Source organism: Streptomyces sp. NPDC018964, from assembly GCF_044390325.1.
Classification (GTDB): Bacteria; Actinomycetota; Actinomycetes; order Streptomycetales; family Streptomycetaceae; genus Streptomyces.
The window spans coordinates 1-18800 of the sequence record NZ_JBIRYZ010000045.1 but is presented as its reverse complement, the minus strand read 5'-3'; the positions used below and the strand labels follow the sequence as shown (position 1 = coordinate 18800).

Sequence of the window (18800 nt, the reverse complement as noted above, 5' to 3'; positions counted from 1 at the left end):
CAACTACGCGGCGGCCAACGTCTTCCTGGACGCGCTCGCCCAGCAGCGGTCCGCCGCCGGCCTGCCCGCCCTCTCCCTGGCCTGGGGCGCCTGGGTCCAGGACGGCGGCATGACCGGCACCCTCTCCGAAGCCGACGCCCGGAGGATGGCAGCCTCGGCCGCGCCGCCCCTCACCGTCGAACAGGGCCTCGCGCTCTGGGACGCCGCCACGGTCTCCGACGAGCCGCACCTCGTGCCCATCGGCGCCTCCGGCAGCACCCGCATGCCCGGCGAGGTGCCCCCGCTGCTGCGCAACCTGGTACGCGGCACCCGGCGCACCGCCGCCACCGCCGTCGGCGGGGCCCGGGTCGCCGCCGACCTCGTCCGCCGACTCCTGGAGACGCGAGAGGAGGAACGCGTCCGCGTCCTGCTCGACCTGGTGCGCGGCGAGGCCGCCGCCGTGCTCGGCCACTCCTCGCCCAAGGCCGTCGAGGCCGACCGCGACTTCCACGACCTCGGCTTCGACTCGCTCACCGCCGTCGAACTGCGCAACCGCCTCACCACCGCCACCGGCCTGCGCCTCCCCGCGACCCTCGTCTTCGACTACCCGACGCCCACCGTGCTCGCCGGGCACCTGGTGGCCGCGCTCCTCGAGGAGGAACGGACCGCCGACACACCCGCGGCCGCCGGCACCGTCCTGCCCGCGACGGCCGACGACCCGATCGTCATCGTCGGCATGGCCTGCCGGATGCCCGGCGGCGTCAGCTCGCCCGAGGAACTGTGGCGGCTCGTCGTCGAGGGCCGCGAGGGCATCTCCGCCTTCCCGACCGACCGCGGCTGGGACCTGGACACCCTCATGCGCGGCGGACAGGGCGGCCACGGCCGCAGCGCCACCTCCGAGGGCGGGTTCCTCCACGACGTCGCCGACTTCGACGCCGGCTTCTTCGGGATCTCCCCGCGCGAGGCCCTCGCCATGGACCCGCAGCAGCGCCTGCTCCTGGAGACCACCTGGGAGGCGTTCGAACGCGCCGGCATCGACCCGGCGACCGTGCGCGGCAGCCAGACCGGTGTCTTCGTCGGCACCAGCGGCCAGGACTACACCACCCTCGTCATGAACTCCAGCGAGGACGCCGAGGGCCACGCCCCGACCGGCCTCGCCACCAGCGTCATCTCCGGCCGTCTCTCCTACACCTTCGGCCTGGAGGGCCCCGCGGTCACCATCGACACCGCCTGCTCCTCCTCCCTGGTGGCCCTGCACTGGGCGGCCCACGCGCTGCGCTCCGGCGAGTGCTCCCTCGCCCTCGCGGGCGGTGTCACCGTGATGTCGACCGCCATGGGCTACGCCGGCTTCACCCGGCAGGGCGGCCTCGCCCCCGACGGCCGCTGCAAGGCCTTCGCGGACGCGGCCGACGGCACCGGCTGGTCCGAGGGCGTCGGCATGCTCGTCGTCGAGCGCCTCTCGGACGCCCGCCGCAACGGCCACCCCGTCCTCGCCGTGATCCGCGGCTCCGCCGTCAACCAGGACGGCGCTTCCAACGGCCTCACCGCGCCCAACGGACCCTCCCAGCAGCGCGTCATCCGCCAGGCCCTGGCGAGTGCCGGCCTCTCGGCCGCCGACGTGGACGCCGTCGAGGCGCACGGCACGGGCACGACCCTCGGCGACCCCATCGAGGCGCAGGCCCTGCTGGCCACCTACGGCCAGGACCGCCCCGCCGACCGGCCGCTGCTGCTCGGCTCCATCAAGTCGAACATCGGTCACGCCCAGGCCGCCGCCGGTGTCGCCGGCGTCATCAAGACCGTCCTGGCGCTCCGCCACGGCCTGCTGCCCAAGTCCCTGCACATCGACGCCCCGTCGACCCACGTGGACTGGACCGAGGGCGAGGTGCGCCTGCTCACCGAGACCGTCGACTGGCCGGAGACCGGACGTCCGCGCCGCGCCGGTGTGTCGTCCTTCGGCATCAGCGGCACCAACGCGCACACCATCATCGAGCAGGCCCCGGAGATCGAGCCGGTCACGCCGGCCGGGGAGCCCGGGCGCGTTCCCGAGACCGTGCCGTGGCCGGTGTCGGCCAAGTCCGAGGAGGCCCTGGACGGCCAACTGGAGCGGATCACCTCCCTCGACCCCGACACCGCGTCCGCGCTGGACGTCGGTTTCTCGCTGGCCTCCGGGCGGTCGGTGTTCGAGTACCGGGCGGTGCTGCTCGCCGACGCGGAGGGTGGCGCCCCCGTGGAAGTGGCGCGTGGGCGTGCCGTCGAGCGGTCGCTGACGGTGCTGTTCTCGGGGCAGGGGTCGCAGCGTGCGGGGATGGGGCGTGAGCTGTACGCCCGGTTCCCGGTGTTCGCGGAGGCGCTGGACGCCGTACTGGCGCGGCTCGATGTCGAGCTGGAGCGTCCGTTGCGGGAGGTGCTGTTCGCGGAGGAGGGCACGCCGGAGGCGGAGCTCCTCGACACCACCGGGTTCACGCAGCCCGCGTTGTTCGCGGTCGAGGTGGCCCTGTACCGGCTCGTCGAGTCCTGGGGTGTACGGCCGGAGTTCGTGGCGGGTCACTCCGTCGGTGAGATCACGGCTGCGCACGTGGCCGGGGTGCTGTCGCTGGAGGACGCCTGCGCCCTGGTCACCGCCCGCGCCCGGCTGATGGCGGAACTCCCGGCGGGCGGCGCCATGATGGCGATCGAGGCCACCGAGGAGGAGATCACCCCGCGCCTCACGGACGGGACCGCCCTGGCCGCGGTCAACGGCCCCGAGTCCGTCGTCGTGTCCGGTGCGGAGGTCGAAGTCGTCGCGCTGGCGGAGGAGTTCGCCGCACAGGGCCGCAAGACGCGGCGCCTGTCGGTCAGTCACGCCTTCCACTCGCCGCTGATGGAGCCGATGCTCGACGCCTTCCGCGAGGTCGCGGAGGGGCTGACGTACGCCGAGCCGCGCATCCCCGTCGTCTCCAACGTGACCGGCGAGATCGCCGGCCCCGAGCTGCTGTGCTCGCCCGAGTACTGGGTGCGCCACGTCCGCGGCACCGTCCGCTACGCCGACGGCGTACGCGCCCTCGCCGACGCCGGGGCGAACGCGTTCCTCGAGGCCGGCCCCGACGGCGTACTGACCGCGCTCACCCGCCGCTGCCTCGACACCGACGCCGACACGGTCGCCGTGCCCGCCCTGCGGGGCGACCGGCCCGAGGAGAGCACGCTGCTCACCGCGCTTGCCCGGCTCCACGTGTCCGGGGTACGCGTCGACTGGCGGCCCTGCTTCGACGGCACCGGCGCCCACCGCACCGAGCTGCCCACCTACGCCTTCCAGCGGTCCCGTCACTGGCCCGACGCCCAGCGCCCCACGGCGGGCGGAACCGGGCCGGACCCCCTGGACACGGCGTTCTGGACGGCCGTGGAGGGCGAGGACCTGACCACGCTCGCCGCCGATCTCGAGGTCGACACCGATGCGCTGGGCGCGGTCCTGCCCGCCCTGTCCACCTGGCGGCGCCGACAGCGCGACCAGGCGATGGTCGACGGCGTCAGGCACCAGGAGGCATGGAAGCCGCTGTCGCTGCCCTCCTCCGCGCCGACCGCCGCCGGCACCTGGCTGGCCGTCGTCCCCGAGGCGCTCGCCGACGACCCGTGGGTGGCCGCCGTCCTGGCGGCCGTCGGCACCGACGTCGTGCCGCTCACCGTCGGCACCGACGACCGCGACGCGCTCACCGGAAGGCTGCGCGGCCTGCTCTCCGAGGGCACCGCCCTCACCGGAGTGCTGTCCCTGCTCGCCCTCACCGACACCGCCGGGGCCTCCGCGGCCTCGACGGCGGTGCTGCTCCAGGCCCTGCCGGCCGCCGGGATCACCGCGCCCCTGTGGTGCGTGACGCGCGGCGCCGTAGCCGTCGCCGGCACGGAGCGGCTCACCGCCCCCGGCCAGGCGGCGGTGTGGGGACTCGGCAGGGTCGCGGCACTGGAACTCCCCGTGCGGTGGGGCGGACTGATCGACCTGCCCGCTGCCCTGGACGACCGCGCCGCCAGGCGGTTCGCCGCCGTCCTCGCCGGACACGACGGCGAGGACCAGGTGGCCGTACGCGACTCGGCCGTCTTCGGCCGCCGGCTCGTGCCCGCGCCGGAGACCGCACCCGACGCCGGCTGGGAGCCCAGCGGAACCGTCCTGGTCACCGGGGGCACCGGAGGCCGTGGCGCCCACGTGGCGCGCTGGCTCGCCGCCGCCGGAACCGCGCGCCTGGTACTGGTCAGTCGGCGCGGCCCGGAGGCGCCCGGCGCCGCCGAACTCGCCGACGAGCTGCGGGAGCTGGGCGCCGAGGTGACGGTCGTCGCCTGCGACGCCGCCGACCGCGACGCCCTCGCCGCCGTCCTCGCCGGCATCCCCGAGGACACTCCCCTGACCGGTGTGGTGCACGCCGCCGGCATCGTCGACGACGGCGTGCTCGACGACCTCACGCCGGAGCGGTTCGCCGCACTGCACCGTGCCCGCACCGCCCCCGCCCTCCACCTCGACGAGCTCACCCGGAACCTGGACCTGACGGCGTTCGTGCTCTGCTCCTCGCTGGCCGGAACGGTCGGCACCGCGGGGCGCGCGGGCCTCGCCGCCGCCACCGCCGTACTCGACGCGCTCGCCCGGCGCCGCCGCGGCGAGGGCCTGCCCGCGACCTCCATCGCCTGGGGCGCCTGGACCGACGAGGAACCCGGCGCGAACACCACCGGCCCCACGGACACCAGCTCCACGGACACCGGCACCGCCGCACGCCCGGCCCGCACCGCCGGTCACCCGGCCGTGCACCCGGACCTCGCGCTCGCCGCCCTGCGGCAGGCCGTGACCCGGCCGGAGCCGGCGCCCGTGGTCTTCGACCCGCGCCAGCCGCAGGTCCTGGACACCCTCATCGGCATCCGCGGCAGCGCCCTGCTGCGCGACCTGCCGGACGCCCGGCAGGCGCTGGCCGACGCGGCCGCCGCGCGGCAGCAGACCGAGACGGCCGCCTCCGGGCTCGTCGCCCGGCTGCGGGACCTGCCCGCCGCCGACCGCACCGCGCTCCTCGGCGACCTGGTCCGCACCCACGCCGCCGCCGTCCTCGGCCACCCGGGACCGGAGGCCGTCGCCCCCGACCGCAACTTCCGCGACCTGGGCTTCGACTCGCTGACCGCGATCGAACTGCCCGACCGGCTCGCCCTCGCCACCGGGCTGCGCCTGCCCGCCACCACGGTCTACGACTTCCCGACCGCGCGGGCCCTGGCCGAGCACCTGGTCGCCGAACTCCTCGGCGAACAGGACACCGACTCCGGCCTCGACCGGGTGAACGCCGCCGGACTGTCCGACGACCCGATCGTCATCGTCGGCATGGCCTGCCGCCTCCCCGGCGGCGTGCGCTCCCCCGAGGACCTGTGGCGGATGCTCAGCGAGGGCCGCGACGGCATCGAGGCCTTCCCCGAGGACCGGGGCTGGGACCTCGCCACCCTAGCCACCGGCGGCGCGGACGGCCGCGGCCGCAGCGCCACCCTCCGGGGCGGATTCGTCGAAGGCGCCGCCGAGTTCGACGCCGGCTTCTTCGGGATCTCCCCCCGCGAGGCCATCGCCATGGACCCCCAGCAGCGCCTGCTCCTGGAGACCACCTGGGAGGCGTTCGAACGCGCCGGCATCGACGCCGACGGGCTGCGCGGCAGCCGCACCGGCGTGTTCGTCGGCACCAACGGCCAGGACTACTCCACCCTCGTCATGAACTCCCGCGAGGACCTGGAGGGCCACGCCGGCACCGGACTCGCCGCCAGCGTCGTCTCCGGCCGGCTCGCCTACACCTTCGGCCTGGAGGGCCCGGCGGTCACCGTCGACACCGCCTGCTCCTCCTCCCTGGTCGCCCTGCACTGGGCGCTCCAGGCGCTGCGGGCCGGCGAGTGCGACCTCGCCGTCGCGGGCGGCGTCACCCTCATGAGCACCCCGTCCGGTTTCTCCGGCTTCACCCTGCAGAACGGCCTCGCCCCCGACGGCCACTGCAAGGCGTACGCGGACGCCGCCGACGGCACCGGCTGGTCCGAGGGCGTCGGCCTGATCGTGGTGGAGCGCCTCTCGGACGCCCGCCGCAACGGCCACGAGGTCCTCGCGGTGGTCCGCGGCTCGGCCATCAACCAGGACGGCGCCTCCAACGGCCTCACCGCCCCCAACGGCCCCTCGCAGCAGCGCGTCATCCGGCAGGCCCTGGCGAGCGCCGGGCTCACCCCCGCCGACATCGACGCCGTCGAGGGCCACGGCACCGGCACCCCCCTCGGCGACCCCATCGAGGCGCAGGCCCTGCTCGCCACCTACGGCCAGGACCGCGACCCGGAGCGTCCGCTGCTGCTCGGCTCGCTGAAGTCGAACATCGGCCACACCCAGGCCGCCGCCGGTGTCGCCGGCATCATCAAGACCGTCCTGGCGATGCGGCACGCCGTCCTGCCGAAGACCCTCCACGTCGACCGGCCCTCCACGCACGTCGACTGGGAGGCGGGCGCGGTGCGCCTGCTCACCGAGCCGACCGCGTGGCCGGAGACCGGCAGGCCGTGGCGCGCGGGCATCTCGTCCTTCGGCATCAGCGGCACCAACGCCCACACCATCATCGAGCAGGCACCCGAACCCGAGGCGGCCCCCGCGCCGGCCGGTACGGCGGCCCGCCCGACGGTCGTGCCGTGGCCCGTCTCCGCGAAGTCCGAGGAGGCCCTGGACGCCCAGGTGGCCCGCATCGCCGCCCTGACCGGCAGGTCCCCGCTGGACGTGGGCCACTCCCTGGTCACCGGCCGCGCCCTGCTCGACCACCGCGCGGTCCTCCTCGCCTCATCCGGCGGGGAACTCCTCGAGGTGGCGCGGGGCCGCGCCGCGTACCGCACCACCGCCGTCCTGTTCTCCGGCCAGGGCTCCCAGCGGGCCGGCATGGGGCGTGGACTGTACGCCGCCTTCCCGGTGTTCGCCGAGGCCCTGGACGCCGTACTGGCCCGCCTGGACACCGGCGGCGAAGTCCCCTTGCGCACCGTGCTGTTCGCGGAGGAGGGCACGCCGGAGGCGGAACTCCTCGATACCACCGGGTTCACGCAGCCCGCGCTGTTCGCCGTCGAGGTGGCCCTGTTCCGGCTGGTGGAGTCGTGGGGCGTACGGCCGGAGTTCGTGGCGGGTCACTCCGTCGGTGAGATCACGGCCGCGCACGTGGCCGGGGTGCTGTCGCTGGAGGACGCGTGCGCGCTGGTCGCGGCGCGTGCCCGGCTGATGCAGGAACTGCCGTCCGGTGGTGCGATGGTGGCCGTCCAGGCGACGGAGGAGGAGATCACCCCGCGCTTGACGGACGGCATCGCCCTGGCGGCGGTGAACGGTCCGGACGCGGTCGTCGTCGCGGGTGAGGAGAAGGAAGTCCTGGCGCTGGCCGAGGAGTTCGCCGCACAGGGCCGCAAGACGCAGCGCCTGTCGGTCAGTCACGCCTTCCACTCGCCGCTGATGGAGCCGATGCTCGACGCCTTCCGCGAGGTCGCGGAGGGGTTGACGTACGCGGAGCCGCGCATCCCCGTCGTCTCCAACGTGACCGGCGAGATCGCCGGCCCGGAGCTGCTGTGCTCGCCCGAGTACTGGGTGCGCCACGTCCGCGGCACCGTCCGCTACGCCGACGGCGTACGCGCCCTCGCCGACGCCGGAGTGAGCGCGTTCCTCGAGGCCGGACCCGGCGGTGTCCTCACCGCCCTGACCCAGCGCTGCCTGGACACCGGCCTCGACGCCGTCGCCGTACCCGCGCTGCGCGCGGACCGCGACGAGGAGACCGCGCTGCTCACCGGGCTCGCCCGGCTCCACACCGCCGGTGTCCGCGTCGACTGGGCGGCCTGGTTCGAGGGCACCGGGGCGCGCCGCACCGAACTGCCGACCTACCCCTTCCAGCGCGAGCGGTTCTGGCCCCGCCCGGCCGCCCTGACCGGCGACGTCAGCTCCGCCGGCCTCGTCTCCGCGGACCACCCGCTGCTCGGCGCCGCCGTGCCGCTGGCCGACTCCGAGGGCGCGCTGTTCACCAGCCAGATCTCCCTGACGGTCCACCCCTGGCTGCTCGACCACAAGGTCGGCGGCACGGTCGTCCTGCCCGGCACCGCCTACCTGGAGATGGCCGTCCGCGCCGCCGACCAGGTCGGCTGCGGCCGGGTCCAGGAACTCGTCCTGTCCGCCCCGATGGTGCTCGACGAGAAGGTGCCCACCGCCCTCCAGGTCGTCCTCGGCGCCCCGGACGAGGAGGGGACCCGCACCATCGCGTTCTACTCCCGCCCGTCCGACGCCGTCGACGCCCCCTGGACCCGGCACGCCACCGGATCCCTCGCCGCCGCGGAGCACACCGCCCCGTTCGACGTCCCCGTCTGGCCCCCGGCGGACGCGCGGCCGATGCCGGTCGACGGCACCTACGAACGCACCGAGTACGGCCCCTGCTTCCAGGGGATGCGCAAGGTGTGGATCCGCGGACAGGAGGCCTTCGTCGAGGTCGCCCTGCCCGAGGAGATCGCCGGGGACGCCCAGTACTTCGGCATCCACCCGGCCCTGCTCGACGCCGTCCAGCACGCCAACGGCTACCTCGGCGTCGGCAGCGAGGACAACCCGCTGCTGCCGTACATCTGGAACGGCGTCTCGCTGCACGCGGGCGGCGCCACCACCCTGCGGGCCCGCATCACCCGGCTCGGCGACGAGTCGGTCACGCTCACGGCGGTCGACGCCGAGGGCGAGCCCGTGCTGTCCGCCGAGGCGCTGGTGCTGCGCGCCCCGAGCGTGCCGCGCGCCCCGGTCGCCACCGGCGGCCAGGAACCGGTGTTCCGCCTCGACTGGGTCACCGCCCCCGAGGTCAAGCCCACCGAGGGGCTGCGGGCCGTCACCCTGGGCGCCGACGTCTTCGGCACCGGCACCGCACTGCCGTCCCTCGCCGACCTCACCGACCCGGCCGACGCCCCCGACTACGTCCTCGTCCCGCTCCAGGGGGAGTACACCGCCGCGGACGGCACGGACGCGGGCGGCGACCCGACCGCACCCGGCACGGACGTGCCCGGCGCCGTCCACGCGCTGACGACCCGCACCCTGGAACTCGTACGCCAGTGGCTGGACCACGACCGGTTCGACCGCACCCGCCTGGTCTTCGTCACCCGTGACGCGGTGGCCGCCGCCGACGGCGAGACCGTACGGGACCTCGCCGCGGGCGCCGCCTGGGGTCTGGTGCGCTCGGCCCAGTCCGAGAACCCCGACCGGTTCGTCCTCGTCGACCTCGACGGACAGGACGACGTCCAGGCACTGCTGCCGGACCTGCCGGCCCTGCTCGCCACCGGGGACGCCCAGTTCGCCGTGCGCGGGGGCACCGTCCGCGTCGGCCGGCTGGACCGCCTCGCCACCGGCGCCGGACTGCTCCCGCCCGTCGGCGTGCCGTGGCGGCTCGACACCACCGGCAAGGGCACCCTGGACAACCTCGTCCTCGCCCCCTGCCCGGAGGTGCTGCGGCCGCTCGACGACCACCAGGTCAGGATCGACGTCGACGCGACCGGCCTGAACTTCCGCGACGTCCTCAACGCCCTCGGCATGTATCCCGGCGAGTCCGGTCCGATGGGCACCGAGGCCGCCGGCACGGTCACGGCCGTCGGCTCCGCCGTCACCGGACTGCGGCCCGGCGACCGGGTGTTCGGCACCGTGCCCGGCGGATTCGGGCCGGTCGTCGTCGCCGACGAGCACTACCTGGCCCGCGTCCCCGACACCTGGACCCAGCAGGAGGCGGCCTCCGTGCCGCTGGTGTTCCTGACGGCCCTGTACGCCTTCCGTGATCTGGCGGGTCTGCGGGCGGGGGAGTCGGTGCTGGTGCACGCGGGTGCGGGTGGTGTGGGCATGGCTGCGGTGCAGCTGGCCCGGCATCTGGGCGCGGAGGTGTTCGCGACCGCGAGCGAGGGCAAGTGGGACACGCTGCGGGCTCTGGGGCTGGATGACGATCACATCGCGTCGTCGCGTGATCTGGGCTTCGAGGAGAAGTTCCGGGCGGTGACCGGCGGCCGGGGCGTGGACGTGGTGCTGAACGCGCTCGCGGGTGAGTTCGTGGATGCGTCGCTGCGGCTGACGGCGGACGGTGGCCGGTTCCTGGAGATGGGCAAGACCGACATCCGTGACCCGCGGGCGATCGACCGCGTGACCTACCGGGCCTTCGACCTCGGCGAGGCCGGACCCGAGCGCAACCGCGCCCTCCTCGGCGAACTCCTCGACCTGTTCGCCGAGGGCGCCCTGCGGCCCCTCCCGCTGAAGGTGTGGGACGTACGGCGGGCACGTGAGGCGTTCCGGTTCATGAGCCAGGCCAAGCACATCGGCAAGATCGTGCTGACGATGCCGCCGCGCTGGAACCCCGACGGCACCGTCCTCATCACCGGCGGCACCGGCGCGCTCGGCGGACACCTCGCCCGCCGCCTCGCGGCCTCCGGCATGCGGCACCTGCTGCTGACCAGCCGGCGCGGCCCGGAGGCGCCCGGCGCCGCCGAACTCGCCGACGAACTGCGCGCACTGGGCGCCGAGGTGACCCTCGCGGCCTGCGACACCGCCGACCGCGACGCCACCGCCGCCCTCCTCGCCGGCGTCCCCGACGCGCACCCGCTCACCGCGGTCGTCCACACGGCCGGCGTCCTCGACGACGGCGTCGTCGCCTCACTCACCCCCGAACGGCTCGCCACCGTCCTGCGGCCCAAGGTCGACGCCGCCTGGCACCTGCACGAACTCACCCGCGACCTGGACCTGGCGGCGTTCCTGCCGTTCTCGTCCATCGCCGGTGTCATGGGCAGCCCCGGCCAAGGCAACTACGCCGCCGCCAACTCCTTCCTCGACGCCCTGACGGCGCACCGCCGCTCCCAGGGCCTGGCCGGCACCTCGCTCGCCTGGGGCCCCTGGTCCCACGACGGCGGCATGACCAGCACCCTCTCCGACACCGACATGCGCCGCATGCAGTCCGGCGGCCTCCCGCCGCTCTCCGTCGACCAGGGCTTCGGCCTCTTCGACATCGCACGCGGCTCCGACGAGTCGTTCCTGGTCCTGGTCGGCCTCGCCCCCGGCGCCATGCGCGGCGCCGCCCCCGAGGACCTGCCGCCGCTCTTCCGCGGCATGGTCAGGAGCAGCCGCCGCACCGCCGCCGCCACCGACGCGGCCGGAACGGCCGCCGCCCTCGGCGCCAGGCTCGGCGAACTCCGCGCCGACGAACGCGTCCGGTACGTCACCGACCTGGTCCGCGAACAGGCCGCCCGGGTCCTCGGCCACGCCACACCGAAGGCCGTCGACGTCACCCAGGAGTTCCGGGAGCTCGGCTTCGACTCGCTGACCGCCCTGGAACTGCGCAACCACCTCTCCACGGCGACCGGGCTGCGCCTGCCGGCCACCCTGGTCTTCGACTACCCGACCCCCACGGCACTCGCCGAACACTTCGTCTCCGAACTGGCCCCCGGCGACGAGAGCCCGCAGGGCCCCTCGCTGCTCGCCGAACTCGACCGCCTGGAAACGCTGTTCGCGGCGGCGGGCGAGCACGACGAGATCACCCGCGCGGGACTCGCCCTGCGGCTCGGCCAGATGCTGGACAAGGTGCGCGGCAGCGCACCGGAGTCGACCGGCACCCCCGTGGACGACGCCTTCGAATCGGCCAGCGCCGACGAGGTGTTCGCCTTCATCGACAACGAGCTCGGCCGCATGGGCGACCACTGAGACGAGCCGATTCACCACAGGAAGGGTTTCCCGTCATGCCCGATGACAAAAAGCTCGTCGACTACCTGAAGTGGGTCACGGCCGACCTGCACAAGACCCGTCGGCGGCTGGAGGAGGCCGAGGCGAGCCGGCACGAGCCGATCGCCATCGTGGGCATGGCCTGCCGGCTGCCCGGCGAGGTCGCCTCCCCGGAGGACTTCTGGCGGCTGCTGGACGAGGGCCGCGACGGCATCGCCCCGTTCCCCACCGACCGGGGCTGGGACCTCGCCGCCCTCGGCGGCGAGGGGGCCGGCAGCAGTGCCGCCGCCGAAGGCGGATTCGTCGACGCCGCCGCCTTCGACGCCGGCTTCTTCGGCATCTCGCCGCGCGAGGCCGTCGCCATGGACCCGCAGCAGCGGCTCCTGCTGGAGACCACCTGGGAAGCCGTGGAACGCGCCGGCCTCGACCCGGTGTCCCTGCGCGGCTCCCGCACCGGCGTGTTCGTCGGCACCGCCGGCGTCGACTACGTCGGCGTCGTGATGAACTCCCGCGAGGACGCCGAGGGCCACGCCACCACCGGCCTCACCGCCAGCGTCGTCTCCGGTCGCGTCGCCTACGCCTTCGACCTCGCCGGCCCGGCGGTCACCGTGGACACCGCCTGCTCCTCCTCCCTGGTCGCCATCCACCTGGCCGCCCAGTCCCTGCGGCAGGGCGAGTGCGGCCTCGCCCTCGCGGGCGGCGTCACCGTCATGTCCACCCCCATGGGCTTCTCCGGGTTCACCCGCCAGGGCGGCATCTCCACCAGCGGCCGCTGCAAGGCGTTCGCCGACTCCGCCGACGGCACCGGCTGGTCCGAGGGCGCCGGCGTCCTCGTCCTGGAACGGCTCTCCGACGCCCGCCGCAACGGGCACCAGATCCTCGCCGTGGTGCGCGGCTCCGCCGTCAACCAGGACGGCGCCTCCAACGGGCTCACCGCGCCCAACGGGCCCTCCCAGCAGCGCGTCATCCGGCAGGCCCTCGCCGGCGCCGGACTCTCACCCGCCGACGTGGACGCCGTCGAGGCACACGGCACCGGCACGCCCCTCGGCGACCCCATCGAGGCGCAGGCGCTGCTGGCCACCTACGGCCAGGACCGGCCCGCCGACCGGCCGCTGCTGCTCGGCTCGGTGAAGTCCAACATCGGCCACTCCCAGGCCGCCGCCGGTGTCGCCGGCGTCATCAAGACCGTCCTGGCCATCCGCCACGGCGTCCTGCCCAAGACCCTCCACGTCGACGCGCCCTCCACCCACGTCGACTGGACCGCGGGCAACGTCCGCCTCCTCACCGAACGCACCCCCTGGCCGGAGACCGGCAGGCCGCGCCGCGCCGCCGTGTCCTCCTTCGGCATCAGCGGCACCAACGCCCACCTCGTCGTCGAACAGGTCCCCGAACCCGAGGAGCCGGAGCGGCCCGCCGCGCCGACTGCCCACCCGACGGTCGTGCCGTGGCCCGTCGCCGGCAAGACGAAGGGCGCCCTGGAGGCGCAGCTCGCAGGGGTGTCGGCACTGACCGACGCCACCGCCCTGGACGTGGGCTTCTCCCTGGCGTCGGGACGGTCGGTGTTCGAGCACCGGGCGGTGCTCCTCACGGGCGCGGAGGGCGAACAGCCCGTCGAGGTGGCGCGCGGTCGTGCGGCGCAGCGCTCGCTCGCCGTCCTGTTCCCGGGGCAGGGGTCGCAGCGGGCCGGGATGGGGCGCGAACTGTACGCCGCCTTCCCGGTGTTCGCCGAGGCGCTGGACGCCGTACTGGAACGGCTCGACGCGGAGCTGGAACGGCCGCTGCGGGAGGTGCTGTTCGCGGAGGAGGGCACGCCGGAGGCGGAACTCCTCGACACCACCGGGTTCACACAGCCCGCGCTGTTCGCGGTCGAGGTGGCGTTGTTCCGACTGGTAGAAAGCTGGGGTGTGCGGCCGGAGTTCGTGGCCGGACACTCGGTGGGGGAGATCACGGCCGCGCACGTGGCCGGGGTGCTGTCGCTGGAGGACGCCTGCACGCTGGTCGCGGCCCGCGCCCGGCTGATGCAGGAACTCCCCTCCGGCGGCGCCATGATCGCCGTCCAGGCCACCGAGGAGGAGATCGCCCCCAGGCTGACCGACGGCATCGCCCTGGCCGCCGTCAACGGACCCGACTCCGTCGTCCTGTCCGGCGTCGAGGCCGAAGTCGTCGCACTGGCGGAGGAGTTCGCCGCGCAGGGCCGCAAGACGCAGCGCCTGTCGGTCAGTCACGCCTTCCACTCGCCGCTGATGGAGCCGATGCTCGACGCCTTCCGCGAGGTCGCGGAGGGGTTGACGTACGCGGAGCCGCGCATCCCCGTCGTCTCCAACGTGACCGGCGAGATCGCCGGCCCCGAGCTGCTGTGCTCGCCCGAGTACTGGGTGCGCCACGTCCGCGGCACCGTCCGCTACGCCGACGGCGTACGCGCCCTCGCCGACGCCGGAGCGGACGCCTTCCTCGAGGCCGGCCCCGGCGCCGTCCTCACCGCCCTGACCCGGCAGACCCTCGGCGACGAGGCGGACGCCGTGGCGGCGCCCGCCCTGCGCGCCCGGCGCGACGAACAGACCGCACTGCTCACCGGGCTGGCCGAACTGCACGTCGCGGGCGTCCGCGTCGACTGGACCGCCTTCTTCGAGGGAACCGGCGCCCGCCGCACCGACGTCCCCACCTACCCCTGGCAGCACCGCGCCTACTGGCCGCGGCCCCTCGCCTTCGCCGGGGACGTGGCCGGCGCCGGACTCACCCCCGCCGAACACCCCCTGCTCGGCGCGGCGGTGTCCCTGGCCGGCACCGACGGAGTGCTGCTCACCGGGCGGGTGTCCCTGCGCACCCACCCCTGGCTCACCGACCACACCATGGGCGGCATGGTCCTCTTCCCGGCGACCGGCTTCCTCGAACTGGCCGTGCGCGCCGGCGACCAGGTGGGCTGCGGCCGGGTGCAGGAACTCACCCTGACCACCCCGCTCGTGCTCGACGCCGCGAGCGCCGTCGCCGTCCAGGTGCGCGTCGGCGCCCCCGACGGGACCGGAGGCCGGGAACTCGGCATCCACTCCCGGGCCGCCGACGCCCCCGACGAGCCGTGGACCCGGCACGCCACCGGCGTCCTCGTCCCCGACGAGCGGCAGGTCGAGTTCGACACCGCCCAGTGGCCGCCGCAGGGCGCCGAACCCCTCGACCTGACCGGCTTCTACGAGCGCACCGAGTACGGTCCCCTCTTCCAGGGCCTGCGCGCCGCCTGGGCCCGCGGAGAGGAGGTCTTCGCCGAACTGGAGCTGCCCGGCCGCACGGACGACGCCGAACTGTTCGCCCTGCACCCGGCCCTGCTCACCGCCGCACTGCAGGCCGTGGAGTTCGTCGAACTGAAGGACGCCGACCAGGGCCTGCTGCCGTTCTCCTGGTCCGGGGTGTCCCTGCACGCCTCCGGAGCCGCCCGGCTGCGGACGCGCCTGGCCAAGGCCGGGGAGGACACCGTGTCCATCGCCGCCGTCGACCCCGCCGGCCGGCCCGTCCTGTCGGTCGAGGCGCTGGCCCTGCGCCCGTCGTCCGCCGCCCGGCTGCTCGGCCCCGGCGCCGACGGCCGGCCCGCCGCACCCGCCGCACGCACGGCCCGCCCGGCCGCGACCGTCTCCACGGTGCCGGTCCGCGCCGCCGACCCGGCCTCCTTCCGCGACCGGCTAGCCACCCTCGGCGCCGCCGAACAGGAACAGGCCCTGCGTGATCTGGTCGTCACCTGCGCCGCGCAGCTCCTCGGCCACTCCGACACCTCCGAGGTCGACCCCGAACGCGACTTCCTGGAACTCGGCTTCGACTCCCTCATCGGCATCGAACTGCGCCGCAGGCTCAGCGAGGCCACCGGCCTGCAACTGCCCGCCGGCATCGTCTACGACAGCGGCTCCCCGAACGGCCTCACCTCCTGGCTGCTCACCGAACTCGGCGCCCAGGGCGGCGGTTCCGTCCCCCGGGGCGGCGGCGTGCCGGGCGGCCCGGCCGAGAACGACTCGATGGAGCGGCTGTTCCTCGACGGCCTCGCCCGGGGCAAGACCCGGGAGGCGCAGCGCATGCTGGCCACCGTCGCCGCCCTGCGCCCCACCTTCGAGGCGACCGCCGAACTGGAGGACCTGCCCTGGCCGGTGACGCTCGCCGAGGGCCCGGCCGCCTCACGGCTGGTCTGCGTCAGCGCGCCCACCGCCAACGGCGGCGTCCACCAGTACGCCCAGCTCTCCGCGCACTTCCGGGGCAGCCGTGACGTGGCCGCACTGCCGCTGGTCGGCTTCGCCACCGGTGAGGCCCTGCCCGCCGGGCCGGAGGCCGCCGCCCGGGTGATCGCCGAGAGCGCCCTGCAGGCCGCCGACGGCCGGCCCTTCGTCCTCGCCGGTCACTCCTCGGGCGGCTCCCTCGCCTACGCCGCCGCCGGCGTGCTGGAGAGCACGTGGGGCATCCGCCCCGCCGCCGTCGTCCTCCTCGACACCCTGAGCATCCAGCACAAGAACGACGAGGGCGTGGACTTCTCGGGCATGATGCGGTTCAACTTCACCGCCGTCGACGACTCGCCCGTACGGCTCACCAACTCCCGGCTCTCCGCGATGGGCCGCTGGATGGTCCTGCTCAACGCCCTCGACGTGCACCCCACCACCGCGCCCGTCCTCGAGATCAAGTGCACCCGCGCCCTCATCGAGGGCGTCCCCGCACCGGACGCCGGCACCCTGCACGAACCGCTGGTGCCGTCGGCCACCGTACGTCCGGTCGACGCCGACCACCTCTCCGTGATCCGCGAGGACTCCGCCAAGGCCGCCGCCATCATCCAGGAGTGGCTGACCGAACTGGAGACACCGGCGGCCGCCGCCCGATGACCGACCGGGCGGCGGTACGGAGATGACGGATCGGACGGCGGTACGGAGGTGACCGATCCGGCGGCAGCGCGAAGGTGACCGATCGGGCGGCAGCCCCATAACCGATCCAGCACGAGGGAATTCACCAGTTCCCCTCCCAGGGCCGGGCGCACGTGGTACCCACCACGGCGCCCGGCCCCCGCCTTTCCCCCAGGCTCTAGGGAAACCCGCAGTCCGGGACGGCCAGACTGACCACCGGACCGGGTCGGCCTGCGACCCGGACCGGAAGACCACCGGCCGGCGCTCCCCGCGCACCGCCGGTTCTTCCTACAGGGTCGGGGCGTGGATCCGGGGATCGCCGCTCTCCGCGTTTTCCGGAATCTGAGTGAGAGGTGGGCACCTGATGTCGAACGAGGACAAGCTCCGCGCGTACCTCAAGCGGGCGATCGCCGACCTCCAGGAGGCCCGGCAGCAGCTCAGCGAGGCCGAGAACCGCGACCACGAGCCCGTCGCCGTCGTCGCCATGGCCTGCCGCTACCCCGGCGGCGCCCGCTCGCCCGAGGAACTGTGGGAGCTGGCCCGGGACGGCGTGGACGCGATCTCCGCGTTCCCCGCCAACCGGGGCTGGGACCTCGACCGGCTGTTCCACCCCGACCCGGCCCACCACGGCACCACCTACACCCGCGAGGGAGGCTTCCTGCACGAGGCCGGCGAGTTCGACCCGGCGTTCTTCGGGATCTCCCCGCGCGAGGCCCTCGCCATGGACCCGCAGCAGCGGCTGCTCCTGGAGACCTCCTGGGAGGCCCTGGAACGCGCCGGGATCCTCCCGGACTCCCTCACCGGCAGCCCCACCGGCGTCTTCGTCGGCACCGGGCACGCCGACTACGACAGCGCCGCCCGGGGCCGCCAGGAGGAGGTCGCCGGACACCTCCTGACCGGCAACACGGTCGCCGTCGCCTCCGGCCGCCTGTCCTACACGTACGGCTTCGAGGGCCCCGCCGTCACCGTCGACACCGCCTGCTCCTCCTCCCTGGTCGCCCTCCACCTGGCCGTGCGTTCCCTGCGCCAGGGGGAGTGCTCCCTCGCCCTGGCCGGTGGCGCCACCGTCATGTCGACGCCGAAGATGTTCACCGAGTTCTCCCGGCAGCGCGGCCTGGCCGCCGACGGCCGCTGCAAGGCGTTCGCCGCCGCAGCCGACGGCACCGGCTGGGCCGAAGGCGTCGGCATGGTCCTGCTGGAGCGGCTCTCCGACGCCCGCCGCAACGGCCACCCCGTCCTCGCCGTCATCCGTGGCTCCGCCGTCAACCAGGACGGCGCCTCCAACGGCCTGACCGCCCCCAACGGGCCCTCCCAGCAGCGCCTGATCCGCCAGGCCCTCATCGACGCCGGACTGTCCGCCGTCGAGGTCGACGTCGTCGAGGCGCACGGCACCGGCACGACCCTGGGCGACCCGATCGAGGCCCAGGCGCTGCTGGCCACCTACGGCCAGGACCGTCCCGCCGACCGGCCGCTGCTGCTCGGCTCGCTGAAGTCGAACATCGGCCACACCCAGGCCGCCTCCGGCGTCGGCGGCGTCATCAAGATGGTGCAGGCCATGCGGCACGGCATGCTGCCCAAGAGCCTCCACATCGACGCGCCCACCCCGCACGCCGACTGGGCCGACGGCGCCGTCGACCTGCTCACCGAGCACACGGACTGGCCGGAGACCGGCCGGCCCCGCCGCGCCGCCGTGTCCTCCTTCGGCGTCAGCGGCACCAACGCCCACCTCATCCTCGAGCAGGCCCCGGAACTCGAACCGGCCGACGAGGCCGACGGCAGGACCGAGGCCCCGGTGTGGTTGCCGTGGGTGGTGTCGGCGAAGTCGCGTGAGGCGGTGCGGGAGCAGGCGGCGCGGCTGGCCGCGTCCGTGCGTGACAGCGGTGCGGGTGCGCTGGACGTGGCGTATTCGCTGGTGTCGACGCGTGTCGCGATGGAGCACCGTTCGGTCGTGGTGGGCGGCGGTCTCGACGACCTCCTCGCCGGCCTCGACGCCCTCGCCGCGGGCCGGCCCGCCCCCGGCCTCGTCGAGGGCACCGCCACCGAAGGCGGCGGCGTCGTCTTCGTCTTCCCCGGCCAGGGCTCCCAGTGGACCGGTATGGCCGTCGAACTCCTCGACACGTCCCCGGTGTTCGCCCGGCAGATGTCCGCCTGCGCCGACGCGCTCGCCCCCCACGTCGACTGGTCGTTGCTGGATGTGGTGCGGGGTGTGGAGGGTGCCGCTTCGTTGGAGCGGGTGGATGTGGTGCAGCCGGTGTTGTGGGCGGTGATGG

General features: G+C 74.8%; 3 protein-coding genes. All 3 read left to right on the top strand.

What is annotated here, in order from left to right:
* Positions 1–11650 (top strand): type I polyketide synthase (locus tag ACH5AO_RS36680; protein ID WP_398932436.1); only part of this gene is annotated, 11650 nt, incomplete at its 5' end.
* A 35-nt stretch (positions 11651–11685) separates the two neighbouring features.
* The gene (locus ACH5AO_RS36675) at positions 11686–16512 is read left to right on the top strand and encodes a beta-ketoacyl synthase N-terminal-like domain-containing protein (RefSeq protein ID WP_398932434.1); all 4827 of its coding nucleotides are present in this window, start codon (positions 11686–11688) and stop codon (positions 16510–16512) included.
* A 379-nt stretch (positions 16513–16891) separates the two neighbouring features.
* On the top strand, positions 16892–18800 hold a 1909-nt coding region (locus ACH5AO_RS36670; RefSeq protein ID WP_398932438.1), incomplete at its 3' end, for a type I polyketide synthase.

Bases quoted from the DNA above. Each gene is read 5' to 3' on its own strand.
- ACH5AO_RS36675 (WP_398932434.1), top strand. From the start codon at position 11,686: ATGCCCGATGACAAAAAGCTCGTCGACTACCTGAAGTGGGTCACGGCC.